Here is a 14,688-nt window from a genome sequence, read left to right on the forward strand (position 1 = left end):
GCTCATTCCGTATAGTCGGTTTCAAGCGCCAGATTGCTGTAGGCAGCCAGAGTCGTCGGGTTAAGCGCCTTAACCGAGAACTTGCCTCTGAACTCATCATCCATCCGCAGCGCAATCTGTTTGCGCTGGCCTGGCATCAGGGTCACGGTTCTGGTCGCAGGGTTCACATCCCCGCCTGGGCGCGGCTCTCCCACCACATTGCCCTTGCTGTCTTGCGCTTCCAGCAAGATCTCCACGCTCATGTCTTGCGAGAACATGTCGTCGGCCACCAGTATCACTTCGATGACCGGCAATCGCGTAGTTATTCGTTTGGCGCCGTTCTTGTAGCTCAGCTCCACCACCACCTTGCGCAATTCCGCATGGGCGGCGGTATCCAGCCTGGCCACCAGCACGGGCACAACGGCCTCGGTCAGGGATGCCCCGCCGTGGAAATACAGGTGCCCTGAGCGATAAGGAGCCATGCTGCGCGGTAGTGCCACTTGCGTGAAATCACCGCGAATGCCGACCTTCTCAGCACTGACCACCAGGCTGTGACCATCCGCTGTGCCGTCGCCCAGCATCATGCGGTCGTGGGCATTCACGGGCCATTTCCCCTGCGGTTTCACGCACACATCGCCAGCTTCTGCTTGCGCGTTCAGGAAGAAACCATGGTCTGTGACGATCACCGCTTCCTTGAAGCCCATACCACGCAGCTTGTGGAGTGCGACGCGAATCAGCTTCAGCGTGCCCGGAATCAACCCGAGCGTCGTCTCGGGGTTGCTTTCCAGTTGGCTGTCGATTTCCGTGGAGCGCAGCACCAGCAGATCGACTGTCTCTGCGATCTTGGGTTTGCCGCGAACAAAATCGTTGAGCGGCATCTCCGCGAAGCGGTCGCCATACTTCTTGCTCAGGACGCCCATTCGCTGCGTGACATTGCTGACCGGCGCCCCTGCCAGCTTCGGCACCAGGGAATCGTTCTCAAGCTCTAGGGTCAGACCCGTGCGAGCACCCGGCAGCAAGCTCGCCATGCCCACCAGAGTGATGGTCGGTAGCTGCGCATAGGCCGCTTGCAGCTCGACGGGACCGTCTTCCGCCAGCAGTTTTTCGAGGGCCACGCCCAACTCATAGCGCAGGGCGTCCACCATCAGGTAGGCCACCTTGCGCCCGCTTTCCTTGAGGCGATCCGCCACCAGGCGATCAAATGCATCGGCATTGGCCAGGCGTCCAGTGGGTGGCCAACCGGCGGTCTCGACGTGTTTCACAAACACGCCTTGAACCTTTTCCGCCAGACGCCTATAGCGGGCGCGGGCCTGACTGATCACTTCATGCATCAGACCATGCGGGTCAAGGAAGTCACCTGCCGCTTGCTCAAACTCGCGCTGCAAGCGATCTGCTTCACGCAGGCTGCCCAGGTAGAAGTCGATCAGCTCCGCTTGCGAGCGGGCGTGATCCGGCAACTGGCGCTCGAAATCATCGCAAGCCTCTACCAGGCTCAAACCAGACCGCACCAACTCCCACTGCGCCTGGCTTTCGCCCTTGCCTAGCCATACCGAGCTCTTGTGGCGGGTCAGTACCCGGCGCGTGGCATCGGTGTCGCCGCTGACAATGCCCTTGATCGCGGTGCGCAGGAAAGTTCGTTCCTCGAAGGGGAAGGTGTCGCGCTCGCCCAGGTCCTCAATCGCCCCACAAAGATCGGTCAGATTGAGTTCCACCTCGATGGCTTCTGCACGTTCGATGTACGCCGCGCGTGACTTCGGGTCGCTGCGCAGACGGTCGCACACATCCTCGACGATAGGTCTGGCCTCCATCGGCGCATGCGGCACCCCCTTCAGGGTGTCCGGCAGTGCGACTGGCAAATCAAACACGAATTCACTGAACAGCACGTAGCGCCACAGCTCATCCGCCAGCGCGGACCACGTCTTGCCGCGCGTCTTCACGCTCAGACCCAAGGTAGCGCGGAGGAAGTCACGCGCTTCTTGCACCCAGCCTTCCTGCCCCTTGAGCGCTTCGGATTGGCTGGTACTCGGGGCCAGCAGTGCGGCCAGAATCTCGCGGCCGGACTCCACCCGCAATGTGGCTCGCAACTGGGGCCAGCTCACGCCGCCGCCAATCGCGTCGATCACTGCAAAGGTCGGCCCAGAGGGAGAAGTGGCAAAGACCTGCCGAATCTCGGTAGCGTGATCCGGCCTGGCGCGCAGACACAAGCTCAGGTATTCGTCGCCATCATCTTGCGGAAACAACGCGCCGCATTCTGCGTACAGCGCGAACGGATCAGCTTGCTTCTGCTCGTCGGTTTCCGGGCGCTTGGCAGGCACATAGATCAACACACCTTCCAGCGGCGCTTTGGGCTGACCCACCTCGCGCAGTGCAAGCAACGCCGCCTCACGACTTTCGATGCTGCTTTCGGACGCGTCCACCACCCGCACCTTGTCGGCCGCCAAGTCGAAACACTGCTCGCGGTAGCGCTTGTCGGCGTCATACACCACCAAGGCGCCAGCTTGCTTCAGACGCGGCCGCAGCACGCTTTCTCGAATGAATTCCGCAATGCTCATAGATGCACGATCTCCAGGTCACCCCAGCGGGACTTCAGGTATTCAGCAACCAACCGCCGGTGGCAGTGTTCAGGAGTCGACTCACTGCAGAGAAGGCATCCGCCATCAATGAGATCTTTAGGGACCTTTTCCTCAACTTTTCTCCGAGCCATCAAGTCCATGAATTGCTTTTCATAGCTAGCCCAGTCCCCCCCGTTTTTCTTGTATTCGTCGAGGATCTCTTTGGTTGGCGCGAGGTCCGGCCGATGAACATAGTCAATGCGGTTGATCTCGCGAAGGAAGAAGCGCAGATCATCTTTCTTCGTAAACCCCGCGAGTTGGGACACATTGTTCAGGCGAGCATCAACCAGCCTTACCAGGCCTGGCTGTTTGAGGCGCGTGAAGAACTGTTCGGCGTTCTTCTTTGTGAATCCGATGGTAAATACCTTCATTGTTTGGCCCCTTCTCGCAGTTCTTCCTGCAGCATTGCCTCATCCTGATAAGCGATCTGCTCACCGTGAATCCGATATGCATCGATGAGAATTTCTTCGCGCGTGTGGAACATGTCGTTTTCGGACATCTTATGGAGCTGGAGCATTCGCGCCTCCATTGCGCGATGCTCTTCCAAATGCCCGTCGGCATGTATGTGCTGCACTGGCGTTCCGGATTCGAACATGCGCCGCGCGACAAGTACTGCACGATGACAATCAAGCGGGTCTTTTTCCGCGCACATCAGCGCGATTTGATACTTTTCCAAGCCCTGGCGCAGACGTTCTAGACCTTGTGCAAACAAGGGTTCCTTGGCCAACAGGTCGTACTGCACCTTTCCTTGGCGATAGCAAGCAGGGTTTTCACTTCGAGCCCCTAGCTCCTTGCCGAGGAACACATAGGCTATCTGCGCCTGAGCAAGCGCATTCTTAAGCGCATCCTTGGAATACTGCGGAAAATGCCGACTGTAGGGATGCGAACGGACATCAGCCAGTGCGGTAACGCCATGCTGCTTCAATAGGGCAATAAACGCATCGATTGGGTGCGTGGAGTGCCCGATGGTCAAAAGTTCGCTCATCCGCCCGCTCTCTCTTTGGTGATGATAGAAGCCACGAGCTTGTACGCGAACGTCTCCCCATTCTGGTTGGTGTGGGGCTCAGACAGGCTGATGCATGCAACGACTGAAGGAATACGATACTCTCCAGCTCCTTTTTCCAAGCATGCGCGCTCATACTCTGGATCGGTGACGTCCAGTTTGTAGTGCTGCCCACGGTAATTGAAACTGGCCCGCACGATCGGTTTCATGTCGCCGAAATCCGGGGCCTTAGGGCCCGCATGAAGAACCATCTCGTCAAGTTCGATCAAGCGCAAGGAGCCGCCATCTTCGTCGATGAGTCCTTCTGGAACGCGATTGTTCCGGTTGTAGTAGGCACTGAATCCGTTCGCCCAAAGGTCCGCAGCAGGGTCAACCAATTCAAGGACGTCGTCCCATGATGCGCTCCCTTTCTTCTCCCAATAGAATCTGTCGTCGATCAGAACATTCTCGCTCTGGTGGCCGTGGGGGCGTTCCTCGATACACGGAATCTCAATGACATCCAGTAACTGTGCCGTTTTGCCGTCCGAATAACGACGATCAAACTCAGAGATTTCGTGCCCTGCTCGATTGCTGATTGGGCGGAGCCAGGAGTTATCGCCCGTACGCTTGCCAGCAACACAGCGCCCTGAAATCTTCCTTGAGTTGGCCAGGCAAACGATCGTTTCAATACTGTTCGGCGCATCGCTGCTCATTTCACTCTCCCTTTTTCCTTCCGCGAGTTTTCTTCGGCACTGCCTCGGGCTCGATGTACAAATCCTCCATACCATGCGCGATGGCCAGGCTCTTGTCGGTCTTGCACTTTTCACGTACGCGCTCGGGCCAGTAGTTCATGGCCAGGTGCGCCCAGTCATAGTCGCCTTTTTCCAGCTTGGTCCAGGTGTCCTTGAGCACCTTTTGCCAGGGCTTGTGGCGGAACAACTGCCACAGCGGCGCCGCGCTGATTTGCACGCCGTCCTCGTGGTTGGGTTTGTAGGTGGGCGCGAGCTTGAGCAGGGTGTCGCGCAGCTCGATCAGCTCCAGCTCAAAGGCTTGCAGGGCTTCGAACTGCTTTTCGTCGTCGCGGCTGCGAGCCGATCCCTTGTTGCGCAGCACCGTCACGTCGGCGCCGACTTGCTTGAGCTTGGGCTCGACGAAGTCGTTGATGGCGGTGTAAAGCGTTTGGCTGGTGAGACTGGGGTAATAGACCCACAGCGTGTAGCTGCCGGAAGTCGTGCTCAGCGGCCAATAGATGGGCGCTTTGCGGCGGCTCTTGGAGTAGCGCTGTAGATGAAAAGCGAAGAAGTCGCGCTGCAGCCACCGGCGCACGTCATCCGGTACGGTCACGTCGACACGAGCTAGAACCTCCTCAATCAAGCGCGCGAGGTCGTGCGGATGTCCTTGGTCGTCGACCAGGATGCCCGCATGCGCGTGGAAGGGATCGGCACCGTCCGGCAGCATGCCGGGGCTTTTCGCCGGAAGCGGGTCGAAGGGCTCCGGCTCGGGTGGCGCCGCACGCTCACCAGTGGCCAGACGCCAGTCGAATCGCCCGAAAGCTACACCACAAGCCCAAGACAAGACACTTGGCAACAAGTCGATGGCGCTACTTTGCTCAACATCCTCCTCAGGCCCACCGTCGTCCTCGTCGGAAGACTCATCTTCTGCTCGGTATAAATCATTCCCTCGATTGATAATTTCTTGGTCTTCTGCGCTTAGGCCGTACAGGCCGAACGCGATGGTATCTATCGCTTCTTTGATTTCAGACAAGCGATTCTCAGTGCTTAAACGGTCGAAGCCAAACAATCGGTTTTGTAAGAATTCAGGCAACAAGAAAGCATTACTTGTTTCCTCAACGGAATTTATTGAGCGCATCAAGCTCCAGCCCTCTAATGAGTGCAACCCCAGTGCCGGGTCGAACGTGTCGGGCACCGGTAGGGCCTGCAGGTAGTTGTAGGCCTTGTGCTGTGCGCAAACTAAAGAGAGCCAGTATGAAACAGGCTTCGAATTTAGGAGGCCAAGAAGCACCCAAGCGTCGATAGAAGCACTCTGTGTTGATATTGCCGTTCCCTCGAAAGAAAATAGGTGCTTCGAGGGCATGACCTGGACAGAAAAATTTGATGTACGCTTCCCGTAGCAAAGTCCAGGCTCAAAATAAAGGTCCTCTGCCTGGATCTTGAATCCATAGTTTCCATTCAAGTATGGATATCGATGGGCAATGTCCGCCTTCGCCTCCGCCCCATCGCCACCCCATTTGAAACGAAAATAACTAGCCTTGTAAAAAGGAGAGTAAGGGGTTCCGTGCGCCATGAATGGCCACGCCAAGCCGTCCTGGTCCTCCGCAGATTTATCCAGAACTTCCCACCAAAGTCGGTGGTACCTAGTAGGCGCGCCATTCCCTTGTCTTGCCTGTGCTCCGATTCTTGAGAGAGTTTGTTTTTTGATGGCGAATTCGTAAAGCTTCGCTGGCATCGAATAGAGGATGGCGCAATCTTCAGTTGCGGAAAAATAGTCCGCATCCCTCTCGAAGACCCCATGTCCCTGTCTGCCTGACTTCAGTTGCCTCAATGCCGAATGAAGATCGGATTCTTTGTCCGTCGAAGTGAGGAGGTTAATGAAAACAGACATTATTGGTTGACCTCCAGGCAATATGCTGCAACCTCAACATTTGCATCATCAAGAACGCCCTCGCCGAGATCTATGAACTCGCAGAGTCTCGTATTTGCGAGCAGTACGTTCTTTCGCCATTTTTTGTAACTTGAGAGAAAGAATGAAGTTCTGGATGTAATGGCCCCTAACCGACCCTCATTTCTTAGCAAAGAGATTCCGCGCTCTACGAAAATTGTGAGTAAATTGGTCTTTGAATTCGGGTAAGCGCCTTCCAGATATTTCTTGACGCTCTCACTCAGTTCGCCAAAAGGCGGATTCATCACTACGACATCGAACACTTCACGGCACAGATCGATGAGGCGAAGCCCTTGCAGGGCATCCTGCGCAAACAGGCGCCCCTGATATGTCGACTTGGCTGCCTGCGCGAATTCAGTGAGCGCCGTGCGCAGACGCGCCTCCGCCTGCTGCCAGCTCTCCTGCTCCTGCGCAGCAAACAAGCCCGTACCCTTGCCGACATAAACCTGGCGGATCAAATGTGGCAGCTCGCGTTCGACCTGGAGCAACACCCCTAACTCCGGCAGCCCCTTGAGCAATTGGAGGGTTCTCTCGAACAGTTCGGCATCGCGTTGATCGAGGTTGGCGGCGAACTGCTGACGCAGCTCACGCTCCGCCGGCGGCGCAATGGCCGCGACCACATGGCCACGCCCGATCAACGGGCGGTCTTTGGCCTTCACGCCTGCGTCGTGCCAGGCACGCTGCGCCCGCAGCCACAGCGCCAGCGATGCGATCTGCGCGGCGCGCGGGTCGATATCCACGCCGTAGAGGTTGTGCTCGATGATGAGGCGCGGCACGTCGCGCAGAAAGGCGGCTTCGTCTTCGTAGGTTTGGCTCAGTGGCTTGAGGGCCGCCTGCGGCTGGGTGGATACATCCAGCGAACCTGGGCCGTGCTGCTGTTCCCAGGCCCAGGCCTCGCGATAAATCTCCGCAAACAGATCGAAGGCATACAGGCCAAAGTGCATCGAGCCGCAGGCCGGGTCCAGCAGCTTGAGCGTGCGCGGGTCACGCAGCTTGGTGGCAGCTTGGGGGGCCTCGTCAGGTTTCACCAGCAGGTACTGGCAGCGCTCGCGCAGGCCGGTAGCTCCTCCGGTGGCATTGAACCAAAGCCGCCCGAGCGTGTTGTCCACCAGAAACTCGACCACATAGCGCGGCGTGAAGAACTGGTTGCGTACCGCCAGCTCGCGGCTGTTGCGCGGTGCCTGGCTGGCATCGCGCATGGCCTTACGTTCTTCCTTGGAGTTGAAGTACTGGTAAATCCAGCCGATGGTCTCGTCCTCGCTCCACAGCGGGGCGATGTCGGCATCGTTGATCAGATTCAGCACTTGCAGCAGTGCGGCTTCGCGCGGGAACAGGCGGCCCTGCGGTGAGTAGCGGTCGAACAGGCCTGGCAGGTCTTGGGAAAGTTCATCGAACACGCTGAACAGGTAAACGCGGTAGGCGTCGCCGGTTTCGCCCAGGCCGGTGCCGGCCAAGCGCGCGTAAAGTTGGAACCCCTTCGCCTGGAAGCCGTTGCCCACCGATTCAACCAGCAGTCCGCGCGCCTCCGCCATGCGCAGTGCGGCCAGGCGGTTGAGCACGGTAAAGGCCTGCTCGCGCACGATGCGGTCCAAGCCCTGCATGGCATTCATGTCGCCACTGGCGGTGTAGTGCGCCAGCGTGTCGCGCAGGATGCGGGCGGTTTCGCGCTGGGCGTCGTTAATGTGCCGGAGGCTAGCCAACTCCGCGACAGAACCCGCATTCGGGTCCATGCCGTAGTCGTTTTGCAGCTGGCGGGTGAATTCCTCCTCCAGCACACGGCGCGCATCGTTAACGAAGCGCTGCAGGCGGTTTCTTGTTGTTTGGTCGAAGGCCATTTACTGATCGCCTCCATTGCCCACAGAGAACGTAACCTCGATCTCTGCATAGAGGCCGAGCTGCGCTTTGATTTCGTGGAGTTGCTGAATCAGCGCATCGATGTCTGCTGCCGATGTCATCTTGGTCGGCACTGCGATTGACTTGGAGAGTTTGGCCGGGCCCTTCTCGCCGGTCTTGGCGCGCTCTTCTTCCATACGCTGACGCAGACGCTCCTGACCCTGGCGCTGGATCGACCGCTTCAGGTCATCGAGGGTGCTATTGATGTCGTAGTCGCGAGCCAGCAGTTTCTTGAGTCCGGCCAGATCCTGTGTGGCGGCCAGGGCGAGCCCATCCAGCCGATTCACCGCGTTGCCGCGCTCCTCCTGGGTGAGCTCTTCCCACTCGGGAATACGCTGCAGACCCTCAACACCTTCCTTCAAACGCAGTTTTTGCTGGTCGGAGAGCGTGATGACGGCGTCGCGCACGCGGCACTTCAGATGAGTGAGCTGCGAATTGAAATCGGCGGTGTGTTTGTAAAAATCTTCTTTGCCCAGGCGCTCTGACAGGGTTCCCAGGTCTTCGGCGAGTTCGCGGCGCAATTCCCCTGGCACGCCAGTGTCCGGCAAAGCCTCGATGTCTCGACGATGGGCTTGCAAGTCGCGCAGGGTGACGTCGAGCCCGTTATCGAGCACGCGTTTCACTTCCTGCGCCCACTTGAGGTTGTCGTAAATGGCGGAGGTTTCGGCGCCCAGCCGTTGAGGGGCGTCTGAGGCATCGGTGAACAGGACATCGGCAATGTCCTGGTTCAGGGTGCGGATGCGGTCACTGCCCGCCAGTCCAAGGCCGCTGAGCTTTTCGGCCAAAGAGCCGTAGTCGTGCTGGAAGCGCGGGAAGTGCTTGGCCGCCGCCTTGCTGATCTCTTGCTCCAGCGGGATCACCATGTCGCCCACCAGTTCAGTGAGCCGCTCGGCGGCGCGACCGAGCGTTTCGATGGACGGACGCTCGTCGCGCAATGCAACGCCGATCTGCTTGAAGGAGTTGTTGGTCTTGAGCGCGTCGATCGCCTGTTGTCCAGCAGCTGTGACTTCGCGCCCTGAGACCTTGAGCTTGATCTCGCCGGCCATGAGCATGGCGGCCACGATGTAGCGCGTGGTGTCCGGCGACCAGCCGAACGGATCGCTGCTGAAGTCGTCGAGCAGCCGCTTGCCATCGACCGTGCCGCGCTTATCGATGTAGTCGCGGATGCTGATCATCGCCTTGTGGTCGGTCTTGAACGAAGCGCGACCTGCCACGGTTTGCACCAGGCCGAGTGGGTCCAGCGCACTGCTGATGGCGGCGGGGTTGGCGACCTTGAGGAATTTCTCGGCGGTGTCGGTTCCCGCACGTACCGGAGCTTCTACGTACCGGTCGAACACCTGGTCAGCTACGTCGGAAAGCAGCTTCTTGGCTGCCTCCAGCAGATCGGCATCTAGCGCCGACACCGCCGTGGCCTGTCCCCGGAACACAAACGAGCCGGCTTGCAGGGTTTGCTTAATCTTGCTCTGCAGCTGGGTAGCCAGCTTGGCAGCACGGTCGAGCTGGCCGGTGCAGTAGTCTTTGACCTCTTGGTCAGGCTCGTTGCGATGCAATTCGGCGATGCGCTGGCAGCGATAGATTTCGTTTGCCAGATCGTCGAGTTCGGAATTGGCGCGAGCCAGAAGCCCGATGACATTTCGACCCGCCCGGCTGCGGGAGTCATCCAGCATACGGTTCTTGGCGGTGTCGTAGTCGCTGGCGGGCACCAACTCGACAACGGTCTGGATCGTGCTCTGATCACCGGCCAGGCTGGTGATGGCGCTACCGGCCTGGACCTTCAGGCCCGTCGCGACGGCCATTGTGCCGTGGAGGCTGACACGGGGCAGCGGATCGAAGGACTCGCGCAGTGCATCGTTGAAGATGCGCTTCACGTCCACGGTGCGCAGTGCAATGGCACCGCGCTCCTGCTCGATATCTCGCAGCTTCTCGCTGAGGAACACGAGATTGCCATCCTTCTCGCCGAGCGGCACATGCACGTCGTTCAGCATTTCTTCAACTGCTTTCTTGACCGTGTCGAGCTGCGATGCTGCCGTGACGGAGGGGTGCATCAGGCTGGCGACGTTCTGCACGGAAACTGGCAAGTTGCCAAGGATCTGCAGCACGGCGACGGATTTGGCGATGTCCTGATGGAGTTGTGAATCCGGGAAGCGAATCTGCACCTTGCCGACCGCCTGGTGGATGGACGTGAAGGCGCGGCGGATGTCTTTTTCCAGTTCGTCGTACAGCGTCACCGTGGTGGCCAGCCAGCCCACAGGCTGATCGGCCATTGCCTTGGAACCGCCTTCACCTTTCAGGACGTCCTGGATCACCTTGATCGCAGAGCGAAGGCCGATGCCGCCGGTGGACTTTGCGAGCGCGCCGAGTAGGTGCAGCAGGATGTCGAAGTGCGCCGGCAGGAACGGGTAGAGATTGGTGAAACTCTCTTTGCTGAAGTCCGCGTCGTAGTACTTGGCGTCCTGCAGCTTGGTGTTGTGTCGCAGCGCCTGACCATGGGCATCGAACAGCTTGCCAAGCTCAGTCTCGCCGGTCGGTGATTTGCCGAGCAGGCGGCGGTAGCAGATCTCCTTGATGTCGCTCGATTCCAGGTCGATCTGGATCGGGAAGCGGTCTTTCAGCTTGTAGAGCTTGTCCGAGTTCAGTGCTGCGCGAGGGTCGTCCTCTGTAAGGGTCTGCTGCGCAGTCGAGATGATCCAGGCCTTGCCGTCGCCCAGGCGCTTGAGGTTCTTGGCCAGGCCATCGAGGTTAAGGATCAGGTTGTCACGCGAGGCCACGTACTGGCCGACTTCGTCGACGATGAAAATGATGTTCTGCTTGCCGCTCTTCTCGCGGACGATGTCGATCATCTCCTGCACGCGCTGGTCTTCGAACTGGAAGAAGCCTTCGGTGCTGGAAGAGAAGGACTTGGCCTCCGGGAACAGTGCCGGGTACATCTCATGGGCGATTTTTGGGATCAGCCCGTCGATGGCCAGCGGGTTGTTTTGGACGCGTGCCCAGGTGGCACCGGGCAACGCCTGGGCGATGCGCTCATGCAGTTCGTGCGTGCGGCCGTCCTTCTCGACCATGCGCTCGAAAGCCGCAACCTTGAGGTTGCGCGAGTAGCCGGCCCACTGCAGCACCTTGAAGTAGAGGACCGTGGAGACGTCTTCCATGGTGGCGCCGGCGAGCATTTCACTGGCGAGGTCCAGCATGACCACAGCAGCCGGGAAGCGCTTCGCCACGGTGCTGAGGAGGGCCTTGGTCTGTGGCTTGTGCAGGCGGTCTTGCAGGTAGTTGATGAACGGCGTGCCGTCAATGGTGCGCTGATCGTCAAACGCCAGGCCGAGGTATTTGGTGAACGAGCTCTTCCCGGAACCGTAGAAGCCCGAGACCCAAACGCCCACCTCATTTTCACCACCGGACTCCATCGCAAGCTGCATGCGATCGAGGAGCTTGCGGAACTGCTCCTCAATGCTTTCTGTTACCACGTATTCGGAGATCTCAGCCTTGAGGCGGCCTTCTTGCGAGGCGCCATAGGTGATGACCTTCTCAATGGTCCGGTAGATGTCCTTGCTTGGGTCGAAAAGCGAGCGAATGGTCATATGGTTTGTCCCAGGGTTCCTTTGTCTGTTCAGCCGCCGACGTGGACGGAGCGGTAATTGCCGTCTTCCGGATAGAAGCCGAGAAACTTCAGGCGTGTCTTGCCGGTTCGCACGCCGGGGTACAGAAAAATCGTTGGCACGTGAAACTTGCCCTGGAGTTGGCTTTCTATGGCGCCGATGCGCATAAACGGATGCAGCGCCTCAAGGTCCGTTACCAACAGCAGCGCGTTCTGCTGGCCTTCGAGCGGCTGTAGGGCATCCTCGAGCCGCTTCAGCAAGCCGTTATCCGCCGTCAGAATGTCCGCCAGCGCCTTGTTGGTACGTGGCCAATCCAAGGGCGCTGACTTGTCCTCCATCACGCACAGCGACCAGAACGGGTCGTCTTTCAGTAGAGCCCAGATCTGCTCAGCGATGGAGAACGTGTGCACATCCCAGCCTTCCTGGTGCAGCTTGGCCACCCAAGCGGGCGTTTGCCGCTTCACCTCAAGGATTTGTTCCGGCGGGAAGACGAGGTAGTAGATCGGCTCGAAGCTCGCATGGCCAAGCTCGCGCCCGTGCCGGATGCGCTCGCGCAGCTCGTCGAAATCAGCTTTGAGTGAGGACATCGCAGAGCGCCTCCATATCTTGTTGTTTCCAGCTGATGCGGATCACGTCACCCGCCGCTTGGATGATGAGTAACCCTTTCAGCGAAAGTCGCTTGAGCTCTTCCAGCACGTCTTCGCGTGCCAGTCCAAACAACTGCCAGTCTTCGTGGGTCAGCAGAGCGTTGTCACCTACGCCAGAAAAGTGCAGCTCATAGGCTAAGTAAGCAGCTGCAGACGGCGAGATGCGGAACGGCAGGATGCGGCGGCTCGAACGCAACCCGCGCTCAAGCATTCCATAGTCGGCAAGGCATCCTGTCAGGTAGGCAGAGACGCGCCGCACGGTGGTTTCCGACCAGCGCTTGATGGTTTTGCCATCATCGATGCCTCGCTCGACAAAGGCGCGAGCGTCTTCATTGGTGATCTGTGTATATCCGCCCGCATACCGAGCCCAGTAAACGTGGCGCACGAAGTCACCAAGAATGGGATTGGCGCGGCTCGTGAAAACCAGCATGAGCTGCGTCAGATCAGCAGTGGAAATCGTTGCCGACAGCCGCTTGAGATGAGCAGCCGGTGTTCCGCCATTGACCAGATAGCGCGGGGCAAAGCATTCGACGACGATGTTGCGGAGTCGGCGCGCGGTAACGGTGGGGAACCGACCTGATTCCAGCGCGACTTGATGCAACTGATTCGCCGACATGCCTGGCGACCACAGGTCGAGCAACGTCTTGGTCTCGTTGACGAGTCCAAGGCCTGCTTGTAGCTGAGTCGTGTAGGGCTTGTTGTCGGTCACGATCACCCCACCAGATACGGATAAGTTTTGGTGTTCTGCGTGAACGCCGATAGATAGGCCGCAGCGATAGTCTTCAGGGTGTCAGTGGAATCGAGATCCTTGATGCCCCCGACCGCCGTTGGACCAACGCTGGACGTGCCACCCGTGGCAGCCAATCGCTTCAACGCATCCAGCGCAGCCTCTATGCTTTGCGGCGCCTGGCTGGTGAGTTCTTCTCCCACGCTGCTTTGCACAGTCGCGTGCAGGTCTTGCTCGATCTCCTCAGGCAACCGGAACAGGTGGTAGCTACCCACGCTCAGATGCTCGTCGTGCAATCGTCGGGCTGCTTCCAGCACACCGTGGTACTGAGCAAGGCGAGACGTTTTCGAGAAGACGGGTTCCAGGAAGAGCTTGCTTGATGCCTCATAGAACGCCGTGGGCCACCAGGCGCACTGAGCACGCTCGCCGAGGAAGCCCACAAGGAGCCTCATTTGCAGCAAGGTAGACAGGTAGGATTCCTTCATTTCATTTCTCTTTGTTCGTTGGTTTTGCCGACGCGGCCCGCGTAGGCTGTTGCATCTGTTGATCAGTCATTTGCAGCTCCTGCGCCAGAGCCTTCAGGTGTTGCATATCCCGGGGCCAGAACAGCATTGCGCACACCGTAGATGGCAAGGTGGTCTCTCAGCCAAAGCCGGTACTCATGCCCGCGCAGGCTGTGGTCAGGAGAGCAGTCGACACTCCATTTGCGCAGGATGTATCCAGCCGTGGCGGCGCGCAGCTTCATCCGCAGCACGCCGTCGCGCATGCCGTAATCCATTTCGGTGATCTCCGGCCGGGGCTGATCCGGGTGCGGCACCAACTCCAGTTCGACGATCCGCGTCCACTGAATGTCTTGATCGCTCATCTCATGGGCTGCAACTGGCTGCCCCTTGAGCACGACAGGGTTCTTGATCCGGGTAATGACGAAATCCCGGAACTCCTGAGACTTCCGGTCGAAGGCGCGAACATGCCAGCGCAGACCGTTGTCGATCAACGCAAAGGGGACGACTTGCCGCTCAGTACAGCCGCTAGATATCGAGTAGTACTCAACACGGAGCGGACACCCCTGATGGATCGCACGGGTCACGCTGGCCAGCACATCCAGATCGGGGTGCGTAAGCCTTGACGGGCTTTCGCTGGCCACCCACGCCTTGAGCCGCATCGGCTCGCCGTCTCCAAAGCCCTGCGTCAGCCATGACAGCACACGCTCAGGAGGAAAGTCGAAGATGGAGCGAAAGTCCGGCCCCAGGACGTAGGCCTTGCCTTTGGGGTCGTAGTCGATGTTGCCCGGAGACAACTCCTTATAGAGCGCCAAATCCCGGGTTGCCGCTGCGGATTGGATGCCAAACCGGGCGACCAAGTCCTGCCGACGGATCTCCCCCACGAAGCGCACACGCAGCTCAATGAACGCGAGCCGGTCGCGCTGAGGCTGGGTCAGTTCTGCTAGTTGGTCTTTGGGCATTCCTGAGTGCTCTATCGGGTTAACGAATACTTGTGCGGGTTATTGCGGGAAGTATATAAGCTGCTCTAGAATGTGGCAACGCAATGTTTTTAATTCTTGTATGCGTTGCATTGT

General features: G+C 58.8%; 11 protein-coding genes. All 11 read right to left on the bottom strand.

The features are described from left to right. Positions 1 to 2 precede the first annotated feature (2 nt). The 11 genes from CKW06_RS16590 to CKW06_RS16640 all read right to left on the bottom strand — a co-directional run bounded on the left by CKW06_RS16590 (position 3) and on the right by CKW06_RS16640 (position 14,574). A complete protein-coding gene (locus tag CKW06_RS16590; protein WP_024958032.1) occupies positions 3 to 2,531 on the bottom strand; it encodes a PglZ domain-containing protein in 2,529 nt (842 codons plus the stop codon). Then, the gene (locus CKW06_RS16595; protein ID WP_024958031.1) at positions 2,528 to 2,962 is read right to left on the bottom strand and encodes a DUF488 domain-containing protein; all 435 of its coding nucleotides are present in this window, start codon (positions 2,960 to 2,962) and stop codon (positions 2,528 to 2,530) included. The genes CKW06_RS16590 and CKW06_RS16595 overlap by 4 nt, the downstream gene beginning before the upstream one ends. Then, the gene (locus tag CKW06_RS16600; RefSeq protein ID WP_032964292.1) at positions 2,959 to 3,576 is read right to left on the bottom strand and encodes a DUF488 domain-containing protein; all 618 of its coding nucleotides are present in this window, start codon (positions 3,574 to 3,576) and stop codon (positions 2,959 to 2,961) included. The genes CKW06_RS16595 and CKW06_RS16600 overlap by 4 nt, the downstream gene beginning before the upstream one ends. After that, on the bottom strand, positions 3,573 to 4,286 hold the full coding sequence (locus CKW06_RS16605; protein ID WP_024958030.1) for a dual OB domain-containing protein: 714 nt from the start codon (positions 4,284 to 4,286) through the stop codon (positions 3,573 to 3,575). Before CKW06_RS16605 ends, CKW06_RS16600 begins: the two co-directional genes overlap by 4 nt. A gap of 1 nt (position 4,287) precedes the next feature. Beyond that, positions 4,288 to 6,195, bottom strand: a complete 1,908-nt coding sequence (locus tag CKW06_RS16610; protein WP_032964290.1) for a BREX-1 system adenine-specific DNA-methyltransferase PglX — start codon at positions 6,193 to 6,195, stop codon at positions 4,288 to 4,290. After that, positions 6,195 to 8,087, bottom strand: a complete 1,893-nt coding sequence (locus CKW06_RS16615) for an Eco57I restriction-modification methylase domain-containing protein (RefSeq protein WP_024958029.1) — start codon at positions 8,085 to 8,087, stop codon at positions 6,195 to 6,197. Before CKW06_RS16615 ends, CKW06_RS16610 begins: the two co-directional genes overlap by 1 nt. Next, positions 8,088 to 11,720, bottom strand: coding sequence for a BREX system P-loop protein BrxC (brxC, locus tag CKW06_RS16620; protein ID WP_024958028.1), 3,633 nt, complete (start codon positions 11,718 to 11,720; stop codon positions 8,088 to 8,090). It lies immediately after the preceding gene. A 29-nt stretch (positions 11,721 to 11,749) separates the two neighbouring features. Further along, a complete protein-coding gene (locus CKW06_RS16625; RefSeq protein WP_004146420.1) occupies positions 11,750 to 12,325 on the bottom strand; it encodes a BREX protein BrxB domain-containing protein in 576 nt (191 codons plus the stop codon). Then, positions 12,306 to 13,094 carry a DUF1819 family protein gene (locus CKW06_RS16630; protein WP_024958027.1) on the bottom strand — a complete coding sequence of 263 codons (789 nt, stop codon included), beginning with the start codon at positions 13,092 to 13,094 and terminating at the stop codon, positions 12,306 to 12,308. Before CKW06_RS16630 ends, CKW06_RS16625 begins: the two co-directional genes overlap by 20 nt. Positions 13,095 to 13,096: 2 nt before the next feature. Further along, positions 13,097 to 13,597, bottom strand: a complete 501-nt coding sequence (locus CKW06_RS16635; protein WP_024958026.1) for a BrxE family protein — start codon at positions 13,595 to 13,597, stop codon at positions 13,097 to 13,099. A gap of 62 nt (positions 13,598 to 13,659) precedes the next feature. Beyond that, positions 13,660 to 14,574 carry a WYL domain-containing protein gene (locus CKW06_RS16640; protein ID WP_024958025.1) on the bottom strand — a complete coding sequence of 305 codons (915 nt, stop codon included), beginning with the start codon at positions 14,572 to 14,574 and terminating at the stop codon, positions 13,660 to 13,662. Between the last annotated feature and the right edge of the window lie 114 nt (positions 14,575 to 14,688).

This window comes from Stenotrophomonas maltophilia (assembly GCF_900186865.1).
In the GTDB taxonomy this organism is placed as follows: Bacteria; Pseudomonadota; Gammaproteobacteria; order Xanthomonadales; family Xanthomonadaceae; genus Stenotrophomonas; species Stenotrophomonas maltophilia.

Coding starts and splice junctions, on each gene's coding strand:
- CKW06_RS16590 (WP_024958032.1), bottom strand. CDS start 2,531: ATGAGCATTGCGGAATTCATTCGAGAAAGCGTGCTGCGGCCGCGTCTG.
- CKW06_RS16595 (WP_024958031.1), bottom strand. CDS start 2,962: ATGAAGGTATTTACCATCGGATTCACAAAGAAGAACGCCGAACAGTTC.
- CKW06_RS16600 (WP_032964292.1), bottom strand. CDS start 3,576: ATGAGCGAACTTTTGACCATCGGGCACTCCACGCACCCAATCGATGCG.
- CKW06_RS16605 (WP_024958030.1), bottom strand. CDS start 4,286: ATGAGCAGCGATGCGCCGAACAGTATTGAAACGATCGTTTGCCTGGCC.
- CKW06_RS16610 (WP_032964290.1), bottom strand. CDS start 6,195: ATGTCTGTTTTCATTAACCTCCTCACTTCGACGGACAAAGAATCCGAT.
- CKW06_RS16615 (WP_024958029.1), bottom strand. CDS start 8,087: ATGGCCTTCGACCAAACAACAAGAAACCGCCTGCAGCGCTTCGTTAAC.
- brxC (WP_024958028.1), bottom strand. CDS start 11,720: ATGACCATTCGCTCGCTTTTCGACCCAAGCAAGGACATCTACCGGACC.
- CKW06_RS16625 (WP_004146420.1), bottom strand. CDS start 12,325: ATGTCCTCACTCAAAGCTGATTTCGACGAGCTGCGCGAGCGCATCCGG.
- CKW06_RS16635 (WP_024958026.1), bottom strand. CDS start 13,597: ATGAAGGAATCCTACCTGTCTACCTTGCTGCAAATGAGGCTCCTTGTG.
- CKW06_RS16640 (WP_024958025.1), bottom strand. CDS start 14,574: ATGCCCAAAGACCAACTAGCAGAACTGACCCAGCCTCAGCGCGACCGG.